Raw genomic sequence first — 21538 nt, 5'->3', positions numbered from 1 at the left:
TATCTACACATGTGTGCTGCCATGGGCCTCGCCCGCGCCCGCCATGAGCATGCCGATGCGCTCGGGGCTGGCCTGGGCGCGCGGCAGCACGGCGGCGATGCCGCCAGCGTACATCACCGCGACGCGATCGGCAAGGGCCATGATCTCATCGAGGTCTTCCGAGATCAGCAGGATGGCGGTGCCCTGCCGCCGCAGGTCGAGCAGGGTCTGGTGGATGTACTCGGACGCGCCGATGTCCACGCCGCGCGTGGGCTGGGCCGCCACCAGCAGGCGTGGGCCGCGCGCCAGCTCGCGGGCCATGATCACCTTCTGGATGTTGCCGCCGGAGAGGGCGCGGATGGGCGTGTTGGCGCTGGGCGTCTTGACGCGGAAGCGCTCGATCAGCTCGCGGCTGGCGGCGGCGATGTGGGCGGTATTCAGGAAGCCAGCGCGAGCGTAGGGCGGGCGGGCGTGGTCGCGCAGCACGATGTTCTCGGCCACGGTGAAATCCATCACCGCGCCGTCGCGCATGCGCTCCTCGGGGATGTAGCTGACGCCTGCGGCGGTGTGGGCGGCTGGCCCGCCCGCCAGGGGTTGGCCGCACAGCTCGATCTGGCCTGCGGTGGGCTGGCGTAGCCCGGCCAGCACCTCGGCAAGCTCGCGCTGGCCGTTGCCCGAGACCCCGGCCAGCCCCACGATCTCGCCCGCGCCCATGGCCAGCGCCACGCCGCGCAGGGCCGGGGTGCCTCGGTCGCCCAGGGCGTCGACGCCGGACATGCGCAGCACGGTGGATGTGGCCGCGTCGGCGGGGCGCGGGGCCTCGTTGCGGGCGGGGGCGATCTCGCGCCCGACCATCAGGCGGGCCAGCTCGCCGCGCGAGAGGCCCGCGCTGGCGTAGGTGCCCACGTTGCGCCCGTCGCGCAGCACGGTGATGCGGTCGCACAGGGCCAGCACCTCGTTCAGCTTGTGCGAGATGAAGATCAGGGCGCGGCCCTCGGCGCGCATCTGGCGCAGCATGGCGAACAGGTCGTCGCTCTCGGCGGGGGTGAGCACGGCGGTCGGCTCGTCCATCACCAGCAGGGCCGCGCCACGGTAGAGCGCCTTGATGATCTCGACGCGCTGCTGCTCGCCGACCGAGAGCTGCCAGACCGGGGCGCGCGGGTCGACGCGCAGGCCGTAGGCCGCCACCAGCTCGCGGATGCGGGCCTCGACGCGGTCGAGGTCGAGCCGCACGCCGCGCGAGGAGCGCAGGCCCAGCGCCACGTTCTCGGCCACGGTGAGCGCGGGCACGAGCATGAAGTGCTGGTGGATCATGCCGATGCCGCGCCGGATGGCCTCGTGGGGCGAGCCTATGGGGGCGGGCTGGCCGTCGATCAGGATCTGGCCCTCGTCGGGCTGCTGGAGGCCGTAGAGGATCTTCATGAGGGTGGATTTGCCCGCGCCGTTCTCGCCGAGCAGGGCGTGGATCTCGCCCGCGCGCACGTCGAGGCTGACGCGGTCGTTGGCGACGACGCCGGGGTAGCGCTTGGTGATGCCGCGCAGCTCTAGGCTGGCGATGTGGTGCGGGTGGTGCATGGTGTCTCTCTTGCTGCCGTTGCGCCTTGGCGGTCGCTCTCGGCTGCTGGGTGCGTGCGCTGCGCGGGGTGCGATGGGCCTGGGTGTCACTTTTCGAGCGTTTCCGCGTTATTTTGGGGTCGGCCCGACCGTAGGCAATGCTTGCAGCGTTGCCCGGTCGGGCCGACCTGCTGCGGCTCCGATGATAATAGTTCCTGGTTGTTGTTTGGTGAATGCCCTACGCGGGCGGCGACTAGGGGCCTGCCCCTAGTAACCCCGCGAGGGGGTGTCACCCCCTTCGAACCCCCAATTTGTAGCGTTCCTATGCCGAAATATGGCGGCTGGTGTTCGTGCATATGGCCATCAAAACACTATCGGCACCTTCGCCGCATGGGCCGGGTGGGTGGAGCGCCCAGCCCAACATTGGCACCCGCTATCGCAGACGTAGGCAAGGCTTGAAGCCTTGCGCCCCCGCCGCAGCGGGGCGGGCTGGCAGGGCCTGCATGCTGGTGCCGCGCGGCCTGGCCCATCCGGCGAAGGTGTGCAATGGTGGTACTGGCCATAATCCCATCCGTAGCGACGGGGCGGCTGCGCACGAGGCGGCACGATTTTCTCTACATGCTTCATCATGCGTTCACCTGCCTTCGTCGCGCGCTCACCTGCCTTCGTCGCGCGTTCACCTGCCTTCGTCGCGCGTTCACCTCTTTGGCAGGGCGCGGCGGGCTGTGGTGTGCCGCCGCGCCGTGCGGGCGTGGGCTTAGGGCAGGGGCTTGATGCTGCCGTCGGTGAGGCCTGCGATGGCCTTGTCGGCGGCGGCCTTGGCCTCGGCGGGCAGGGTGAAGCCGGAGTTGTAGACGATCTTCAGGCCGCCGTCCTTCAGCTCCAGGTTGTAGGCGGTGCCGCCCAGCGTGCCTGCGTGGATCTTCGCGATCATATCTTTGACGACCGCCTTCCAGTCATAGACCTGCGTGGCCACCACTAGGCTGGGCGCGAGGCTGCTCTGGTCGGACTGGGTGCCGAACCAGGGGATGCCCTTGTCCTTGGCCACGCCGATCGCGCCCACCACCTGCTGGGCCGAGCCGGTGAGCACATCGGCACCGGCGGCGATCTGGGTGGTGGCGGCCTCGGCGGCCTTGGCGGTGTCGCCGAAGCCGCCGGTGTAGATCTTGGCCACAGTGGCGTCGGGCTTGGTGTCCTTCACGCCCTTCTCAAAGCCGTCGATGTAGGTCTTGGCATCGCCCGCCTCGACCGGGCCGATCACGCCGATCTTGCCCGCCTTGGAGAGCGAGGCCGCCAGCACACCGTTGACGTAGCCGCCCTCCTCGGCCTTGGCGTTGTAGGCAAAAATGTTGGCCAGGCCCTTGTCCGCGCCGGTGTCGGTGGCGGTGCCCCAGGCGAAGCTGGTCTCGGGGAACTCCTTGGCCAGGTCGAACAGCGAGGTGCCGTACTGGGTGCCGTGGGCGATCACCAGGTCGTTTCCGGCGCTGGCGTAGTCGCGCAGCGCGGCGGCGGCGTCGGTGACATTGAACATGTTCTCGGAGACCGAGATCTGCATGGCCGACTCGCCGCCCATCTCCTGCTGCACGGCCACCAGGGCGTCGTACATCGACTGGCTCCAGGCCAGGTCGGTGGTGGAGCTAGGCATCACGATCGCCACCTTGAACGGCTCGCCGCTGGCGGCGGGGGCCGTGGCCTCGGCGGCGGGAGCCGTGGTTTCGGCGGGGGCGGCGGTGACCGCGCTGGTGGCGGCGGGCGCGCTGGTGGGCGCGCTGGCGGCGGGCGCTCCGCAGGCCGCCAGTGCCGCCGCCGAGATCACGCCCAGGAAGAACCGAGAGAACCGAGTCATCTGCTGCGTCCCTTCGTATACAGGCGCATGTCGGCGGCGTCGGCGGCCACGCGCAGAACCCACAGATTAGGCCGAGCCGCGCGTGAACGGCTTGGTGAGCGCCGAGGGCTGGCCGAGCCGCCGCGTGGAGAAGGCCAGCGCCACGATGGTGAGGACGTAGGGCATCATCACCGCCAGATCGGAGGCGATGCCCACGCCGGAGACCTGCATCCACAGCTGGATGCTGTTCACTAGGCTGAACAGCAGCACGCCCAGCAGCACGCCGTAGGGTCGCCAGCCGCCGAAGTAGACCAGCGCCACCGCGATAAAGCCGATGCCGCCGGTCATGTTCTCCTGAAAGATGTTGAGCGCCGAGATCGAGAGCGACGCCCCGCCCACGCCCGCCAGCGCGCCGCCCAGCGTGACGGTGGCGTAGCGGATGAGCAGCACCGGCACGCCCGCCGCGTCGGCGGCCTGGGGGTTGTCGCCCACGGCGCGGATGTTCAGGCCCCAGGTGGTGCGGTCGAGCACCCAGGCCGCGATGGGCACCAGCAGGAAGGCCATGTAGACCAGGATGGAATGCTGGAACAGCACCGGACCGATGGCGGGGATGTCGGCCAGCAGCGGCAGGCGCAGCTCGGGCAGGCCATCCACACCCTGCACGGTGCCCAGCAGCAGCTTGAACAGCATGCTGGAGAGGCCCAGCCCCACCAGGTGCAGTCCGATGCCGCTGATGCCCTGCTCGGCGCGGAAGGTGACGCTCACCAGGGCCATCAGCGCGCCCATGAGCGCGCCCACCAGCGCGGCGGCCAGCACCCCAGCCAGCGGGCTGCCGGTGGTGAAGACCACGTAGAAGCCCGCGAACGCGCCCATGAGCATCATACCCTCGACGCCCAGGTTCACCACCCCCGAGCGCTGGGCGAAGGTCTCGCCCACGGCGGCGTAGAGGTAGGGCGTGGCCAGCCGCACGGTGGAGTGCAGGATGCCAAGCAGCGTCGTCCATGTGAAGAAATCGGCCATTGCGCACCTCTCCTGGCTACGTGGGCGGAAGCGGCTCGGCGGAGGCGGCGGGGGCCGGGCTGGGCGCGGCGACCGCGCTCTGGCGGCGGGCGGCGCGGCGCTGACGCCAGAGCGCGCTGCTGACCACCATCAGCACCACCAGGCCGTTCAGCATGGTGATCAGCGCGGCGGGCACCTGCACCGAGCGCTGCATCTGATCGGCCCCCACCAGCAGCGCGCCGAACAGCACCGAGGCTGGGATGGCCCCCAGCGGGTGCAGGCCGCCAAACAGCGCCGCCACGATGCCGTTGAAACCGTAGTTGCCGGTGATACCCTCCACCACGCGGTGGTGGATGCCCATCACCTCCACCGCGCCCGCAAGCCCGCAGAAGGCCCCGCTGAGCACCATGGCCAGCGCGGTGACGCGCTCGACGGGGATGCCCGCGTAGCGCGAGGCCGCGGGGCTGAGGCCCACGGCGCGGATGCGGTAGCCCAGGGTGGTGCGCCAGAGCAGCACGGCCACCAGCGCGGCCAGCGCCACGGCCAGAAAGAAGCCCGCGTGCAGCAGCGTGCGCGGGATGAGCCGCGCCAGCCAGACCTGCTCGGGCAGCGCCGCCGACTGCGGGATGTTGGTGCCCGCCGCCACCTGGGCGGGGTCGAGCATAGGGCCGCGCAGCAGGAAGTTCATCAGCTGCACCGCGATGGCGTTCATCATCACGGTGGTCAGGATCTCGTTCACGGCCAGCCGCGCCTTGAGCAGGCCGGGCACCAGCGCCCACAGCCCACCGGCCAGCGCGCCCACCAGCGCGGTGAGCGGCAGCAGCAGCCAGCCGGGCCACGTGGGCAGCGCCAGCGCGAAAGCGGTGGCGGCCATGGCCCCGGCGATCAGCTGGCCCTCGCCGCCGATGTTGGTGACCTTGGCGCGGAAGGCGATGATGATGCCCAGCGCCACCAGCAGCAGCGGCGTGGCCTTGGCCAGGGTCTGCGCCAGGCCGGGCAGGCTACCGAACGCACCGCGCAGCATGGCCCCATAGGCCATCAGCGGGCTTTTGCCCAGGGCCAGCAGGATGAGCGCGCCCAGGGCCAGGGCCAGCGCCACCGCCGCCAGCGGCAGCAGCGCGTCAAGCGCAGGCCCCGCCACAGCGCGCAATCTTGGCGTGCGTGTCTCTCTCACGGGCAATCTCGGCTCTCTCTGGGGCGGCGCTCGACCAGCCAAACATGCGCAGAACGCGCTATAATCAGCGTACGCCAGCACGACCAGCGATCTCGCATCTTCTATGATGGCTTTGCGGTGGGATGAAGTTGTTGTACCATACTGACAAAGCGGCATAAAGATATAAGCGTATCAGGGCGCAAGCTTTTTGTATCACCCTCCCACGAAGGGGCTGTCGGCGCGCGCCGAGGCCACCCTATTAGGCTAGTATGACCGAAACATCCACCGGCCCGACCACACCCGCGCCCATAATGAGCGTCGACCCCGCACTGGAGCTAGGAGCCGAGCTTGAGACGATTGTGCAGATAGCCCAGTGCGGCTGGGCGGCGCTGCTGCGCATGCGCGGCGCGCGGCTTGATCTGGCCCAGTCGGCGGGCAGCCCGCCCGCGCTCGGCGGCGCAGCCCAGGCCGAGGCGCTAGCCCAGCTGGCGCTGCCGCTCACGGCGGGGGGCGCGTGCTACGGCATGCTGCTGCTGGGCGGCGGCGGCGCGCCAGCCCCAGCCCAGCGGCAGCTGGCCGAGGCGCTGGCGGGCGGGCTGGCCCAGCGGCTCCACGCCGACCACATGGCCGGGCAGGCCCAGCGGCTGGCCCGCCAGATGGCGCTGATCAACCAGCTGGGCCAGCACACCACATCCATCCACGACCGCCCGCAGCTGTTCGCCCAGATCACCAGCGCGATCTACGCCGCGCTGGGCTACGACCACATCCAGCTGCTGCTGGCCGACCCGGCGCGCGGCGACATCGAGCTGGCCCACGCCAGCGGCCCCTTCGGCGCGCGGCTGCTGGCCCAGGGCTTCCGCGAGCAGATCGGCGGCCCCGGCATCATCGGCTGGGTGGCCCAGCACGGCCAGATCTGGCGCAGCGACGACGTGCAGCGCGACGCCCGCTTTATGTCGCACGCGCTGCTGCCCAACACCGCCGCCGAGATCGCCCTGCCGCTCAAGCTGGGCGAGCGCGTGATCGGCGTGCTGGATGTGCAGAGCGACCGCGCCCACGGCTTCGACGACGAGGACGTGTTCCTGCTGCAGACGGTAGCCGACCAGATCGCCCCGGCGCTGGAGCACCACCGCCTGCTGGCCGCCGAGCGCGCCGAGCGCGAGCTGGCCACCACGCTGCGCGACGTGTCGCGGATCATCTCATCCAGCCTCGACCTCGACCAGGTGCTCGACCACATCCTCCAGCAGATAGGCCGCGTGGTGCCCCACCACGGCACCCGCATCACCCTGCGCGCCGACGGCGACATGATGCGCGTGGTGGCAGCCATGGGCTACCCCGACAACCAGCTGGCCCAGCAGTCGGCCTTCCGCATCGCCGACGCGCCGCTGACCGCCCCCGTGCTGTTCGAGCTGCAGACCCTGGTGGTGGCCGACGCCCGCACCGAGCCGCGCTGGTACTGGCAGACCGGGGCCGAGCAGGTGCGCTCGTGGTGCTGCGCCCCGCTGGTGATCAAGGGCGAGTGCATCGGCTGGCTGTGCGTCGACTGGCACGAGCCGAACTTCTACACCCAGCAGCACGCCCGGATCGTGCGCGCCTTCGCCGACCAGGCCGCCGTGGCCATCGAGCACGCGCGGCTCTACGCCACCGTGCGCCAGTTCTCCGACGAGCTAGAGCAGAACGTGCAGCAGCGCACCGCCCAGCTGCAGCAGGCCCAGGGCCAGCTGCGCGCGCTGTTCCGCCGCGTGGTGCGGGTGCAGGAGGAGGAGCGCCAGCGCATCGCCCACGACCTCCACGACGGCGTGACGCAGGACATCCTGGGCGCGATCTACGAGCTGCACGCGCTCCAGCGCCGCATCGCCGCCGAGCCAGCCGCCGAGCGCCTGGCCGAGTGTAAGCAGCTGCTGGAGCAGACCTTGCAAGAGATGAAGCGGATCATCTACGCCCTGCGCCCGCGCGCGCTGGATGAGCTGGGCCTGCACGCCGCGCTGGAGCACCTGGCCGGGGCCATCCGCGCCCACCACGGGGCCGACGTGCGCTTCCAGGTCGCGGGCGACCCAGCGCCCTACCCCAACGAGGTGGAGCTGGCGATCTACCGCATCATCCAGGAGGCCTGCCATAACAGCGCGCGCCACGCCCAGGCCAGCGACATCCGCATCCAGCTCGACTACACGGCGGCGGGGCTGCGCGTCACCATCAGCGACGACGGGCGCGGCTTCGTGCCCGAGTACGCCGAGCTGGGCCTGGGCATCATCGGCATGCGCGAGCGCGCCGAGGCCCACGGCGGCACCCTGGCGCTGCGCAGCGCCCCCGGCAGGGGCACCACCATCGAACTCGTACTTCCGCACCACAGCGCCCCACAGGAGGAAAAATGCCCATCCGAGTACTGATAGCCGACGACCACGCCATCTTCCGGCGCGGCCTGCGCAGCCTGCTCGCCGAGGAGCACGACATCCGGGTGATCGAGGAGGCCGAGAGCGCCGCCGCCGCCATGGCCGCGATCGAGCGGCTGGGGCCGGATGTGGTCACGCTCGACATCCGCCTGGGCGCGAGCGACGGCATCCAGACCGCCCGCAGCATCAGCCAGCGCTTCCCCGAGGTGCGCGTGGTGATGCTGACCACCTACGACGACCGCGAGTACCTGCTGGGCGCGCTGCAGGCCGGGGCCTACGCCTATGTGCTCAAGAATAGCTCGTACGACACCCTGGCCCAGACCATCCGCCGGGTGGCGGCGGGCCAGCGCCTGCTCTCACCCGATCTGGTGCACCACGTGCTGGAGGAGTACTACCGCGTGGTCCACGAGCAGATCCGCCACGACTCGGGCCTCTCCTCCGCCGAGATCGAGGTGCTGCGCCTGCTGGCGGCGGGCATGAGCACCCAGGTGATCGCCGAGCGCCTGTTCTGGAGCGAGATCACGGTCAAGCGCAAGATCCAGGACATCGTGGACAAGCTGGACGCTAGCAACCGCGTGCAGGCTGTGGCCGAGGCCGTGCGGCGCGGGCTGATCTAGACAACTGGGGAAAGCGGGTTGGCCGTCTGCGGCTGGCTCGCTGGGGCAGGTGCGCCACACGGCCTCATTGCACCGTGGGCAGCACCCTGCTCGAATGGGCGTAAAAAAGTGACGCTACCTGTCGCAGTGCGACGCTATACTGACGCTATCCATTCACCGCCGCCACAGCCAGAACCGAGCAACATGTGATGCGGGGCAGCCTCGTGCCCTAGCGCGCGATACGATCGCCACCTGCCAACGCTCGTAGAGCCACACGCTGGCTGTTGGGTCGCGCATACCGCCGCCAACACAATAGTTAGGAAGGTCTATCATCCACATGAGCAATCAAGGCAACCCTATGTGCGCATTTGCCCAGATCAATGGACTAGAGCTCTACTACGAGGTACATGGCAGCGGTAGCCCGCTGGTGCTCATCCACGGCGGCGGCTCGACGATCGAATCCACCTTCGGCTACCTGCTGCCAACCTTCGCCCGCAGCCACCGTGTGATCGCGGTAGAGCTGCAGGCGCACGGGCGCACCAAAGACATCGACCGCCCGCTGAGCTTCGAGCAGGATGCCGATGATGTGGCCGCGCTGCTCCAGCACCTCCAGATCGACCAGGCCGACTTCCTCGGCTTTAGCAACGGCGGCACCACCTGCCTACAGCTCGGCATCCGTCACCCCACGCTGGTGCGCAAGCTGGTGCTGGCCTCGGCCATCTTCCGGCGCAGCGGGATGCCGCCAAATTTCTTCGACGGCTTCGATCAGGCCACAATCGCCATGCTGCCAGAGCCGCTCAAGCAGGCCTATCTCAAGGTCAACCCCGACCCCGCTGGCCTGCAGGCGATGTTCGAACGCGACACCGCGCGGATGCGGAGCTTCCAGGACATCCGCGACGAGGACATACGGTCAATCACAGCGGCGACCCTGGTGATCAACGGCGACGCCGAGATGGTGCTGGCATCCCACGCCCTTGAGCTGGCGCAGACCCTGCCCCAGGCGCGGCTGGCCATCCTGCCCAGCGGCCACGGCGACTACCTGGGCGAACTCATGTCCGCCGAGCACGCAAGCCAGCTGCCCGCGCTGGTGGCGACCATGATCGAGGAGTTCCTGGCGGCCTAACAAACTCAGGCATAAACGTGGAAACCGATATCGTGCCATCAACGTGGTCAATGGCACGATATCGGTCGTGTTCGAGTGGCGCTGGAAGCGCAGCTAAGTGCGAGAGAGCCAAGTTCACGCGGCACAGGCGGGGGTATTCAAAACCTCCTAACAGCTTTTGCAGGATGGTGTATAATGTGGGTGTTTGAGGTTAGTAATACCTACCTAGCTGCATTATGAAAAACTTTCATTATTATCAGTCCTGACTAGGGCCTATGCGTTCTTCAAAACCGACCCATCGACATGACGTAAGCACCGATGGCACCAGAGGATTCATTCCCTCTTGTTCCTTGGAGTCTTGGTGGTAAAACGTTCTGCCGAATGAGAACGCATAGGCCCTACAGTCCTGACATACCTATTAGATTATACAGGCTTTCAATGATATTATGCTCTGTTGCCGGATGCAGAAATGCAGCAAGTTATCGTGTTATTCTATATCAGTTCTGTCCCGATACAGGTGGGGTTATTTGTGAGAATGATACGTTATGTCCATTTATCTGCAAACCTCATGCTATTACCAACGAACTATCTGCTCATGGCAAATTAGATTATGAATCTATAGGTAGTAGCATAGATTATGTTTACACAAACAAGGCAAATATTAATGCATTCTCAATATACCTACCATTAGACTACCACGATAATCTTAAAAACCTCAATATCAATATTCACGAGGAGATAAAACCTAAATTAGAAACATATTGTATTCATCAAACAAACGAAAATCAAGATATTGGTCATATTTATAGCTATATCATAAGAGGTAGATGCATCACTATTAATATATCCGAACCTACAGACTTTCCTTTTACAGAAATGACCCCTCGAAAGATAAGACAGCTTGCACAACTTCGATTTGAACAACAGGGATCGTGGCGTACTAGCAATACTGGTAATCTCTTAGATAATTTTGATATTTGGGTCCCCAGTAAAATAAAAAAGCTAGAGTGGATGTTATATTGGTACCGATATACTGACGAGTGGATACGTATAGAAGAATCAACTCATCCGGAGATTGATTATTGGTTAGCATACATTGAAGAAGATCCATCCGATCTTTTCTATTGATAACTAAAGGTAGCTATGACTACAGATTTAATTAATATTATTGCTCAGATAGCCACCATACTAGCATTAATTGTAGCCATATTCACCATTAAATTTAGCGCAATAATCAATCGCAAACAGATGAATATGTCTATTTTCATAAATTACACACAACGATATGAAGAAATTATGGAATCCTTCCCTAGTAATGCGTTTCATACTAGATATGATTTAGACCAGATTCTACCTCCAGAAGATGAAATCCTAAGTTTATGCACACTTAAATACCTTAACATGACATCTGAAGAATATTACCTGTGGAAATCAAAGTATCTTGATGATAAAGTCTGGAAAATTTGGAAACAGGAAATCAAACGCACATTAAGATCTCCTCTCATAAGGCGGGCTTGGCCAAAATTAGTAACAGAATTTGTGTCCTATCCTGAATTCATTAACTATGTACGAGAAATACAGCGTACATAAACAATGTATACCCATTCAATATGTATATACTGTACACTTTAATCATATAACTTCTTCTAATCACAGACTGACAATATTTCGATCAATAAGCGCAAAAGCGGATGGGCCAGACATTTGGCCCATCCGCTTTTGCTTATCGTAATATGAACAGCGCTACTTTTTGCGGTAGTACTTGGCGATATCGAAGGCCACTGCCACCACGATGATCAGGCCCTTGACGATCTGCTGCCAGTAGGGGCTGATGCCGATGAAGGTCAGGCCGTAGTTGATCACGCCGAAGATCAGCACGCCCACCAGGATGCCCGGCACTGTGCCCACGCCGCCCGAGGTCGAGACACCGCCCACCACGCAGGCCGCGATCGCATCCAGCTCGTAGCCGTTGCCGTAGTTGTTGGTCGCGCCGCCGGTGCGCGCGGCCTCAAGCACGCCAGCCAGGCCGTACATCGCGCCCGCGAAGGCGTAGATCATGATCAGGTTCATGCCCACGTTGATGCCCGAGACCTTAGCCGCCTCGCGGTTGCCGCCGATCGCGTACATATTCTTGCCGATCGTGGTCTTGTTAAACAGCACCCAGGTAAGCCCGGCGCACACCAGCGCGATCAGCACGATGTAGGGCACGCCCACGATCGAGCCGCTGCCCAGCGTGGTAAAATCGGAGCGCAGGCCGCCGATCGGCTGCGACGAGTTCGGCGGCAGGTCGAAGTACAGCGAGTTCATGCCGTACACGATCACCGTCATGCCCAGCGTGGTGATGAACGGCGGCACATTCAGCTTGGCGATGATAAAGCCGTTGATCGCCCCCAGCAGCAGGCAGGCCACGATCGCCGCCAGGATGGGCAGGATCATCGGCAGCGCCACCATGTCGGGGTAGAAGCGGCGGGCGTAGTCCATGGTCTGCATCATGGAGGCCGAGATCACGGCGGCGAAGCCCACGATGCGCCCCGCCGAGAGATCCACGCCGCTGGTGATCAGGATCGCGCCGATGCCCAGCGCGATGATCACGCGGGTGGAGATGCTGATCAGAATGTTGCGGAAGTTGCCAGGGTCAAGAAACGAAGAATCCTTGATCACAATGCCTAGCAGCAGCAGAATCAGCACCACATAGATAGCGTTCTGCGAGACAAAGTTGCGCACCTCATCAAAGGTCGGCATGCGGAGGCGCGACTCAGCTTTATTTTCAGATCCCATAATCAATTACCCCACAGCAAAATATCACATAAACTGGGTTGCCAGACGCATAATTTTCTCTTGATTTGCATCCTCGCGGTCAAGAACGCCAGCAACTTTCCCCGTGCTCATCACCAGAATACGATCCGAGATGCCAAGCAGCTCGGGCATCTCCGAGGAGATCATGATCACGGCCTTGCCGCGCTGCGCCAGCTCGATGATCAGCGAGTAGATCTCGTACTTTGCGCCAACATCAATACCGCGGGTCGGCTCGTCGAGGATCAGCACATCCGGCTCGGTCAGCAGCCAGCGGGCCAGCAGCACCTTCTGCTGATTGCCGCCCGAGAGATTTGCGATCAGGGTGCGCGAGCTGGGCGTCTTCACGCGCAGGCGGCGCACATTCTCCTCTACATCGCCCCCGGCACGCTTGTAGTTGATAAAACCAAGCGCGTTGGCGTAGCGGCGCAGGTTGGCGATGATCGTGTTGTCGTAGACCGACATAGTGGGGATGATGCCCGTGGCGCGGCGCTCCTCGGTCAGCAGGGCGATCTTGTGGCGCTTGGCGTCGATCGGCGAGTGGATCGAGATGCGCTCGCCATCCACCGTGATACTGCCCGACGAGACCGAGCGCAGGCCAAAGATCGCCTCGACCAGCTCGGTGCGCTGCGCACCCACCAGACCGCCGATGCCCAGGATCTCGCCTCGGCGCACCTCGAACGAGACATCCTTGAACGAGCGCGGCAGCGGCGACGTCAGGCCCTCCACGCGCATCAGCACCTCGGCTGGCGTGTTAGTCTTGTCGGGGAAGCGCTGGGTCAGATCGCGCCCGACCATGCGGCTGATAATCAGGTCGATGTTGAGATCTTTGGACTCCCAGGTGCCCACATACTTGCCGTCGCGCATGATCGTCACGTCGTCCGAGATCTTGAGGATCTCCTCCATCTTGTGCGAGATGTAGATGATCGAGACGCCCTGGCTGCGCAGGCGGTTGATGATGCGGAACAGGTGCGCGACCTCGCTCTCGGTGAGCGACGAGGTCGGCTCGTCCATAATAATTACTTTTGCATTGTACGAGACGGCCTTGGCGATCTCCATGGACTGGATGTGTGAGACCGAGAGGTCGCCGGTGCGGACCTCGGGGCGGATGCTCATCTGCAGGTCGTCCATCAGCCGCTTGGTGTCGTCATACATCTTCTTGTGGTCGACAAAGCTGAGCGGGCCGATCTTGCGCTGGGGGTAGCGCCCCAGCCAGATGTTCTCCATCACGCTGCGAAACGGGATGGGGTGCAGCTCCTGGTGGATCATGGTGATGCCAGCGTCCAGCGCCTGGCGCGGGCTTTCCAGGTGCATGGGCTGGCCATTCAGGATGACCTCGCCAGAGTCGGCGGAGTAGAGGCCGAACAGGATCTTCATGAGGGTGGACTTGCCAGCGCCGTTCTCGCCCATCAGGGCGTGCACCGTGCCGGGCCGCACCCGCAGAGTCACGTTGTCGAGCGCCTTCACGCCGGGGAAGGATTTGGAGATGTTGCGCATCTCCAGCAGATATTCAGTAGGTGCGCTCATGGTATGTGCCTCAGAGGAATGCCAAGAAGAGGGGTGTGGAGCTTATCCACACCCCGTGCCAGTCGCCTAGGTTTTACTGTGCGTCCTGGATGTTGTCGATGGTGATCTTCTTGTAGGGAACCCAGATGTACTTGCCATCGGTGATGTCGTAGCCGACATTCTCCTTCGTGGGGGCCTGGCCCTGGGCCAGCACATAGGAGAGATCCAGCGTGGCCTTACCCTGGTTCTTGGCATCGTTCAGCACGGTGCCGAGCATGGTCTTGTCCTTCAGGGCCGCCAGGCCGGGGACGGTGGCATCTACGCCCACCACGGGCACATACTTGTCGCCGGTGAAGTAGCCAGCGGCCTTCAGCGCCTCGATCGCGCCGAGCGCCATGTCGTCGTTGTTGGCCAGCACGGCCTCGATCTTGTCGCCCTGCGAGCCGAGGAACGCGGCCATCTTCTCCTGGCCCTTCACGCGATCCCACATGCCCGTGTCCTCGGCCAGCTTCTCGACCTGGATGCCGGCGTCGGTGATCGCCTTGATCGAGTACTGGGTGCGAAGCTCGGCGTCCTGGTGACCCGGCTCGCCCTTCAGCATCACATACTGGAGTTTGCCATCCTTGTTCTTGTCAGCCTCGGGGTGGGCCTTCCAGTAGTCGACCAGCAGCTGTCCCTGCAGCGTGCCGGACTCCTCGGCCTTCGCGCCGACGTAGTAGACCTTGTCCCACTTCTGCATGTCCTCGGCCAGCGGCTCGCGGTTGAAGAACACCACGGGGATGCTGGCGGCCTTGGCCTTCTCGAGGATGGCGGCGGCAGCCGAGCGATCCACAGGGTTGATCGCAAGCACGTTGACCTTCTTGGAGATGAACAGATCGACCTGGTCGTTCTGGGTGGGCTGGGCGTTCTGGCTATCGACGATGTCGACGGTCAGCTTGCCAGCGGCGGCGGCGTTGATGTTGTCGCGGACGCCCGTCATAAAGGTGTCGTCGAACTTGTAGATCGCGACGCCAGCCTTCAGGTTCGTGGCTGCCGCGCCGCCCGAGGCAGCGGCGGTTGTCTGGGCACCAGTGCCCCCGCTAGTGGCAGTGCCACCGGTCGACCCACAAGCAGCCGTCACGGCAATAACAACCGACGAGAGGCCAATCAGATGTGCGAGCCTTTTCATTTCTCCTCCTTGAGAAAAATGAAATCAGAGTGTGGAATTTTTTGCTGCAGCACTGTTACTATACAGGATTTAATCCAGCCCGTCAAAAAAAACCCAGGTTTGCCATGCTTCGACGCAACAAAAGCGTATCATTTGTGGCCTTGCGCATCGATATGCTCTAGCGCGCTTTATTTGCAGATAGTTGGGTTTTTGGCAGCACTAGTAAAAAATCATATAGGTAGGCTGGGGGAAATTCGTGTGGCGAAAGAACACTGAAAGAAAGAATGAAAGAAGGCGCTACACCATCGTTATGTGCAGCGCCGAGGAAAGAAACAGTTCTTTGGATGTCAAATCTTCACGCGAGATATGATCTGGCGGGGGCTACTCGAAGCTGAACAGCAGCCCGTGGTGCCAGTCGCGCTGGGGTGCGCCGCGCTGGGTGCGCAGCACCAGGGCGTACGGCCCCTCGCCACGGGCGGCCAGCCGGGCCGCCGCGCGCCCGCCGCTGGCCAGGCACAGCGCGGCCTCGCCCAGGGCGAAGCACGGCTCGGCGGCGGGGCTGGCATCCTGGCCTAGCAGGGCGGCGTAGCGCGCCGCGCTGGCCCGCACATCGGCGGCGGCCAGCGACAGGCGGGCGATGCCCGCTGCGCCGTTGGCGTGCTGGGTGGCCGCGCCGCCCGGCACCCGCAGCGCGCGCGGCGTCACATCGGCGCACAGGAAGGGCAGATCGGGCGCGGGCGGCAGGCCGATCTGCCACGCGATTTCCTGGCCGTCGGGGCGCTGCCTGCCGCCCAGGATGGGGCCATCGTAGGCCACGCCGCGCGCGCGGGCCGCCGCGATGTCGGCGGCGATGTCGGCGGGCAGTAAGGCCCAGTCGATCAGGCCCTCGCCGGTGGCGGCGTAGCGCCACCAGCGGTGCTCGGGGGCCTCGCGCAGGAAGGCGATCAGCTCAAGGTAGGTGCCGTCGGCGAAGCTGATCAGGGCGTTGTGGGTCGCGCCGTCGGTGTGGGTGCCGCCGGGCACCACGGTGAAGCCCAGATCGGCGAAGTCGGCGCTGGCCTGGGCCAGATCGGCCACTAGGATGACCAGATGATCGATGCGGAAGCTCATAGCGCTGCTCCTTTCAAGCTGCCAGGGCCGATGCGGTGGGCCTGCGTCATATACCAGTATCTATAGCCAGCAAAGCATGGGCCGCACCTTTGTTTCTTGTTTTCTCTTCGAGCCTTCGTGGTGAGTCGGTTCTTTTCTGCCCTTGGTGCCTTGGTGTCTTGGTGGTGAATCGGCCCTAGCTATACGCCGCCGAGCGCAGCGCCGGGTCGGCACCGCCCAGGTAGGCGTCGCGGATCTGGGGGTTGACCCGCAGCGCGCTGGCCTCGCCCTGCAGCACCACGTGGCCATTCTGCAGCACGTAGCCGTAGTGGGCGATCTGCAGCGCCAGGTTGGCGTTCTGCTCGACCATGAACACGCTCACGCCCTCGCGGTTGATCGCCTGGATCAGCTCCAGCACCCGATCGACATACAGCGGCGAGAGGCCCATGGTCGGCTCGTCCATGCAGATCAGGCGCGGCCTGCCCATCAGGGCGCGGGCCATGGCCACCATCTGCTGCTCGCCGCCGCTCAGCGTGCCGGCCTGCTGGGCCAGCCGCTCGCCCAGCTTGGGGAACAGGCCCAGCACCCAGTCGAGGTCGGCGGCCACGGCGGCGCGGTCGCGGCGGGCGTACGCACCCATGATCAGGTTCTCGCGCACGGTCATGCCGCCGAACAGGCGGCGCGACTCGGGCACCGACCCCAGGCCGCGCCGGATGATCTGCGGGGTCGGCAGGCCAGTGATCGGCTGGCCGCCCAGCAGCACCGCGCCTCGGCGCGGCTTCACCAGGCCCAAGATGATCTTCATGGTGGTCGACTTGCCGCTGGCGTTGCCGCCCAGCAGGCTGACGATCTGGCCCTGGCGTACCTCCATGGAGACATCGAAGTGCACCTGCACCGGGCCGTAGTAGGTGTCGATATGCTCGATCTGCAGCAGCGCTTCGCTCATCGCGTCACTTCCTCTCTGGCCGCGCCTACGGCATGGCCCAGCGCTTGCTCGGGCTGCTCGTCGCCGCCGATGGCGCTGTGGCCCAGGTAGGCCTCGATCACCGCCGGGTCGTTGCGCACCACGTCCGGCGCGCCCTCGGCGATCTTGCTGCCGTTGTCCATGGCCACCACCCGGTCCGAGAGCTGCATCACCAGCGAGAGCTTGTGCTCGATCAGCAGGATGGTGATGCCGCGCTGTTTGAGCGTGCGGATCACATCCAGCATCTCGGCGGTCTCGGTGGGGTTCATGCCCGCCGTCGGCTCATCCAGCAGCAGTAGGCGCGGGCGGGCCGCCAGGGCGCGGGCGATCTCCACGCGCCGCCGGTTGGCGTAGGAGAGGCTGTAGGTGGGGTGGTCAAGCCGGGGCAGCAGGCGCTCGCCGAACATCCCGATGATCTCCAGCGCCTCCTCGCGCAGCGCGGCCTCCTCGCGGGCCACGGCGGGCGGGCGCACCAGGGCCAGCAGCAGCTCGGCCCCCGCGCCCAGCACGGGCAGGCGCGGGCGCACGGCGCGCAGCCGGGCGTGCGCGCCCAGCAGCACGTTGTCGAGCACGCTCAGGTTGCCGAACACGCGGCCATGCTGGAAGGTGCGGGCCAGCCCGCGCGCGGTGAACTGCTCGGGGCGCAGCCGCGCCACCGACTGGCCGTCGAGGCGGATGTCGCCCGCGTCGGCGCGGTCGGTGCCGCTGATCAGGTTAAAAAGGGTGGTCTTGCCCGCGCCGTTCGGCCCGATGATGCTGACGGTCTCGCCCGCATCCACATGCAGGTCGACGGCGTTGACCGCAACGAGGCCGCCGAAGCGGCGGGTCAGACCTTGGACTTCCAGTAGCGCCATGTGCTCACCTCGTATGCGGGCTTCCCGCCAGTTTCCCCCGACGTTCGGTCAGATCTTCGCGGCCTTCCGCCAGATCTTCGCGGCCTTCCGCCAGATCTTCGCGGCCTTCCGCCAGATCTTCGCGGCCTTCCGTCAGATCTTCGCGGCCTTCCATCAGATCTTCGCGGCCTTCCGTCAGATCTTCGTGGCCTTCCGCCAGATCTTCGCGGCCTTCGGCTAGATCTTCGCGGCCTTCCGTCAGATCTTCGCGGCCTTCCGCCAGATCTTCGCGGCCTTCCGTCAGATCTTCGTGACATTCCGTTGATCTACGCACAAAATATTCTATCTGCCAATAAAGTATCACTACCAAGCATGCGAACCTCTGCGCATTTGTCAATAGCAATCATACGTAGGTGGTGGGTGGATGCCCTGCGCGGGCGGCGCCTAGGGGCCAGCCCCTAGGAACCCCGCGAGGGGGCGGTGCCCCCTTCGATCCCCCAATTTTGGGCGTTCCCGTGCTGTTGCCTGGCCGCTGATGTTGTTGCATATGGCCATCAAAACCCTAGCGGCACCTTCGCCGCATGGGCCGGGTGGGTAGGGTTGGGTCCGCCGCTCTTTTCTATGTCGTTTCGTCCCCTTGGTGCCTTGGTGTCTTGGTGGTAAATCGGTCTTTTTCCCTTCGCGTCTTCGTGCCTTCGTGGTAAATCGGTCCCCCATCCCCTACACCGCGCCGAGCAGGCCTTGGGGGCGGAAGCGGATGAGCAGCAGCAGCACTACGCCGTAGATCAGGTAGCGATACTGCGTCACATCGCGGAATGCCTCGGGCAGGGCGATCAGGATGACCGCGCCCAGCACCGCACCCAGCACGTTGCCCATGCCGCCCAGGATGACCATGGTGAGCGCCAGGGTGGAGGAGGGGGCGGTGAAGGTGTCGCTGTTGATGTACGAGTAGGAGTGGGCCATGCACGCGCCGCTCAGCCCGGCCACGAAGCCGCTGACCGCGAAGGCCAGCGCCTTGTAGCGGTTCAGGCTGATGCCGTAGGCCTGGGCCGCCACCTCATCCTCGCGGATGGCGCGCAGCGTGCGCCCCAGGTGCGAGCCGAGCAGCCGCCACTGCAGCAGGCCCACCAGCACCAGCAGCGCTAGGCCGAACCAGTAGATCTCGCGGTTCGTCACCAGCGCGTGGCCGAACAGCTCGAAGGGCGGGATGTTGGTCACGCCCATCGGCCCGCCGGTCAGCCAGTCCCAGTTGAGGATAACCAGCCGCACGATCTCGCCGATGCCCAGCGTGGCAATCACCACGTAGGGGCCGCGCAGGCGGAACGAGGGGTAGATCAGCGCCATGCCTAGCACGGCGGTGATCAGACCAGCTGACAGCAGCGCCAGCGCCATGGGGAAGCCCGCCCGCAGCGACAGCAGCGACGAGGCGTAGCCGCCGATGGCCAGCAGGCCGGCGTGGCCCAGCGAGACCTGGCCCACGGTGCCGGCCACCAGCGTGAGGCTGAGCGCCAGCAGGCCGAAGAACCAGGCGTTGATCATGATCTGCAGCACGCTGGGGCTGGTGATCACCAGCGGCAGCGCGGCGGCCACGGCCACCGCCACCGCCACGGCCCAGGGCGGCACGCGCACGGGGCGGCTGGCGGCCATGAACGTGCCGGTCATCGGCTCGGGCGGCAGGCCGCCGCTCCGGCGGAACAGGCCGTTGGGGCGCAGCACCAGCACCAGCAGCAGGATGGCGAAGGCGAACAGGTTGCGGTAGCTCGCGCCCAGCAGGCCCACGCCATAGCTCTCGATCAGGCCCAGCGCCAGGCTGCCGAGGATGGCCCCCGGCACGCTGCCCAGCCCGCCGATCAGGCCCGCCACAATGCCCTTCAGGCCCGCCTGGTAGCCCATGGTCGGGTAGACGCTGTTGTAGTACATGCCCACCAGCACGCCGCTGACGCCGCCCAGCGCCGAGGCGATCGCGAACACCGTCTGGTTCACGCGGTGCACATCCACGCCCATCTGCAGGGCGGCGTCGCGATCTTGGGCGGTGGCGCGCACAGCCCAGCCCAGCCGCGAGAAGCGCAGGAAGCCGTAGAGCAGCGCGCCGCTGCCCAGGCCGATGCCCGCGATCAGCAGGTCGAGCGCGCCGATGGTGATGCCGCCCACCGGGATGCGCCAGGTGGGCAGCGTGGGCGGGAAGGCCTGGGTGTCTGGCCCGAACACCACCTGCGCGCCCTGGTCGAGGATGAAGCTCACGCCGATGGTGGCCAGCAGCGGCGCGATCGCGGCCTTGCCCTGCAGCGGGCGCACCGCGAAGCGCTCTAGCAGCAGGCCGACCAGCGCGCAGCCCAGCACCACCACCAGCAGCATCAGGGGGAAGGGCAGGCCGAGGCGCAGGCAGAACCAGCCGATATACGCGCCCACCATGTACACCGAGCCGTGGGCGAAGTTGATCAGGCGGGCCGAGCCGAAGATCAGCGCCAGGCCCACGGCCAGCAGCGCGTAGATGTTGCCGATGATCAGGCCGTTGAGCGTCTGGTCGATGAACGAGTTCATGGCTAGGCCCCCGCCGCCTGGCGCAGCGCGCGCAGGTTGGCCGCAGGCACATCCAGGTTCACCGCGCAGCCGGGGCTGAGCAGGAAGCGCCGCGTGCCCACCGCCGCGATGGCCGCGCCCGCCTCGGCCAGCACCTGCTCGGGGGTGCCGTGCTGCATGGTGCCGTGCTCATCCACGCCGCCCACCAGCACGCGGTCGGTGGTGGCGCGGGCCTCGGCCAGGGTTGGGTTGCCCTGGCCCACGGCGGCCCAGTTCACCGCGTGCACCGGGTAGCTGTTGGCCAGCTCGACGTAGGAGCGCGGGCCGCAGACGTGCAGCAGGTTGAAGGGCGCGTCCTTCACCGCATCCAGCACGCGCAGATCGTAGGGGCGGCCAAACTCGGCAAACTCCTCGGGGGTGAGCGCGTCGGCGCGGGCCAGCCGCACCAGCGCGAAGAACAGCCCGCTCGCGCCGGTCTCCAGCACGGCGGCGGCGTAGCCCGCCAGGGTCTGGCTGATCACATCCAGGGCGTGGTGCACCTGCTGCGGGTGCTCGTGCAGCAGCGCGCGCAGCCGCTCGAAGCGCGACTGCGGGCCAAGGTCGGGGGTCTGGTCGCCCAGGCGGGTGGTGAGGAAGGCCAGCACCGAGAGCGGCGAGAACACCGTCTGGATGTAGTGCGCCCCATCCAGGCCTGCGCCGATCCGCCGCAGCACATCCAGCTCCTCGCCGAACACGCCCTCGGTGGGGCTGACGGGGGCCAGGCGGGCCAGGTCGTCGGGGCCGCCGATCGGGCTGGTCACGCGCAGCGGCATCACCCCGTCGTAGTGCGAGGTGTCGTAGCGGCTGCCCCAGGCCTCGGCGTAGTAGGTGGCGCGCGGGTTGACCTTCAGCCAGTCCCAGTCGTAGGTGCGGAAGAAGTCGAGGCTGGCTGCCACCAGGCCATCTGCCGTCTGCTCCTCGGGGATGAAGTGCCGCCACGCGGCCACCGGCACCCGATCCACATCCGCGCCGCCCAGGGCCGCATCCACCCGCTCGCGCTTGCTCAGTCCTGCCATTGTCGGCCTCGCTCTTCTCTAGCGGCGGGCGGCTGT

At 65.4% G+C, this 21538-nt stretch carries 16 protein-coding genes and 1 pseudogene; 5 read left to right on the top strand and 12 right to left on the bottom strand.

Going from position 1 to position 21538, the window contains the following annotated elements:
• Positions 1-3: 3 nt before the first annotated feature.
• The 4 genes from F8S13_19305 to F8S13_19290 all read right to left on the bottom strand — a co-directional run bounded on the left by F8S13_19305 (position 4) and on the right by F8S13_19290 (position 5396).
• A complete protein-coding gene (locus tag F8S13_19305) occupies positions 4-1554 on the bottom strand; it encodes an ABC transporter ATP-binding protein (GenBank protein KAB8141551.1) in 1551 nt (516 codons plus the stop codon).
• A gap of 736 nt (positions 1555-2290) precedes the next feature.
• Positions 2291-3379: a BMP family ABC transporter substrate-binding protein gene (locus F8S13_19300; protein KAB8141550.1), complete on the bottom strand. Its 1089-nt coding sequence runs from the start codon at positions 3377-3379 to the stop codon at positions 2291-2293.
• Positions 3380-3445: 66 nt separating this feature from the next.
• Positions 3446-4378, bottom strand: a complete 933-nt coding sequence (locus tag F8S13_19295; GenBank protein ID KAB8141549.1) for an ABC transporter permease — start codon at positions 4376-4378, stop codon at positions 3446-3448.
• A gap of 16 nt (positions 4379-4394) precedes the next feature.
• Positions 4395-5396, bottom strand: a complete 1002-nt coding sequence (locus tag F8S13_19290) for an ABC transporter permease (protein KAB8141562.1) — start codon at positions 5394-5396, stop codon at positions 4395-4397.
• A 383-nt stretch (positions 5397-5779) separates the two neighbouring features.
• On the opposite strand from F8S13_19290, the gene F8S13_19285 reads away from it, so the two are divergent.
• The 4 genes from F8S13_19285 (at position 5780) to F8S13_19270 (ending at position 10723) form a co-directional block, all read left to right on the top strand.
• On the top strand, positions 5780-7894 hold the full coding sequence (locus tag F8S13_19285; GenBank protein ID KAB8141548.1) for a GAF domain-containing sensor histidine kinase: 2115 nt from the start codon (positions 5780-5782) through the stop codon (positions 7892-7894).
• Positions 7876-8514: a response regulator transcription factor gene (locus F8S13_19280; protein ID KAB8141547.1), complete on the top strand. Its 639-nt coding sequence runs from the start codon at positions 7876-7878 to the stop codon at positions 8512-8514. Before F8S13_19285 ends, F8S13_19280 begins: the two co-directional genes overlap by 19 nt.
• Positions 8515-8830: 316 nt before the next feature.
• A complete protein-coding gene (locus F8S13_19275; protein ID KAB8141546.1) occupies positions 8831-9616 on the top strand; it encodes an alpha/beta hydrolase in 786 nt (261 codons plus the stop codon).
• 297 nt (positions 9617-9913) lie between these two features.
• Entirely contained in the window at positions 9914-10723 is an 810-nt protein-coding gene (locus F8S13_19270) for a hypothetical protein (GenBank protein KAB8141545.1), read from the top strand.
• Between the two features lie 615 nt (positions 10724-11338).
• Here F8S13_19270 and mglC read toward each other — a convergent pair.
• The 6 genes from mglC to F8S13_19240 form a co-directional block, all read right to left on the bottom strand.
• Positions 11339-12337, bottom strand: a complete 999-nt coding sequence (gene mglC, locus F8S13_19265; protein KAB8141544.1) for a galactose/methyl galactoside ABC transporter permease MglC — start codon at positions 12335-12337, stop codon at positions 11339-11341.
• Positions 12338-12397: 60 nt separating this feature from the next.
• Complete coding sequence (locus tag F8S13_19260) at positions 12398-13915, bottom strand: sugar ABC transporter ATP-binding protein (protein ID KAB8141543.1); 1518 nt, start codon at positions 13913-13915, stop codon at positions 12398-12400.
• 73 nt (positions 13916-13988) lie between these two features.
• Positions 13989-15062: a galactose/glucose ABC transporter substrate-binding protein MglB gene (mglB, locus tag F8S13_19255; protein ID KAB8141542.1), complete on the bottom strand. Its 1074-nt coding sequence runs from the start codon at positions 15060-15062 to the stop codon at positions 13989-13991.
• Positions 15063-15422: 360 nt separating this feature from the next.
• Positions 15423-16151 (bottom strand): VOC family protein, encoded by a 729-nt coding sequence (locus tag F8S13_19250; GenBank protein KAB8141541.1) that lies wholly within the window; start codon positions 16149-16151, stop codon positions 15423-15425.
• 175 nt (positions 16152-16326) lie between these two features.
• Positions 16327-17076 carry an ABC transporter ATP-binding protein gene (locus tag F8S13_19245; protein ID KAB8141540.1) on the bottom strand — a complete coding sequence of 250 codons (750 nt, stop codon included), beginning with the start codon at positions 17074-17076 and terminating at the stop codon, positions 16327-16329.
• Positions 17073-17948 carry an ABC transporter ATP-binding protein gene (locus tag F8S13_19240; protein ID KAB8141539.1) on the bottom strand — a complete coding sequence of 292 codons (876 nt, stop codon included), beginning with the start codon at positions 17946-17948 and terminating at the stop codon, positions 17073-17075. Before F8S13_19240 ends, F8S13_19245 begins: the two co-directional genes overlap by 4 nt.
• Between F8S13_19240 and F8S13_19235 the strand changes: the two are divergent.
• Positions 17949-18155 (top strand): annotated as a pseudogene (locus F8S13_19235) (DEAD/DEAH box helicase).
• 492 nt (positions 18156-18647) lie between these two features.
• Here the strand turns inward: F8S13_19235 and F8S13_19230 are convergent.
• Complete coding sequence (locus F8S13_19230) at positions 18648-20468, bottom strand: ABC transporter permease (GenBank protein ID KAB8141538.1); 1821 nt, start codon at positions 20466-20468, stop codon at positions 18648-18650.
• A 2-nt stretch (positions 20469-20470) separates the two neighbouring features.
• Positions 20471-21502, bottom strand: a complete 1032-nt coding sequence (locus tag F8S13_19225) for a uroporphyrinogen-III decarboxylase (protein KAB8141537.1) — start codon at positions 21500-21502, stop codon at positions 20471-20473.
• Positions 21503-21538: the final 36 nt, after the last annotated feature.

This window comes from Chloroflexia bacterium SDU3-3 (assembly GCA_009268125.1).
In the GTDB taxonomy this organism is placed as follows: domain Bacteria; phylum Chloroflexota; class Chloroflexia; order Chloroflexales; family Roseiflexaceae; genus SDU3-3.
This window is presented reverse-complemented; position numbering and strand designations above follow the sequence as displayed.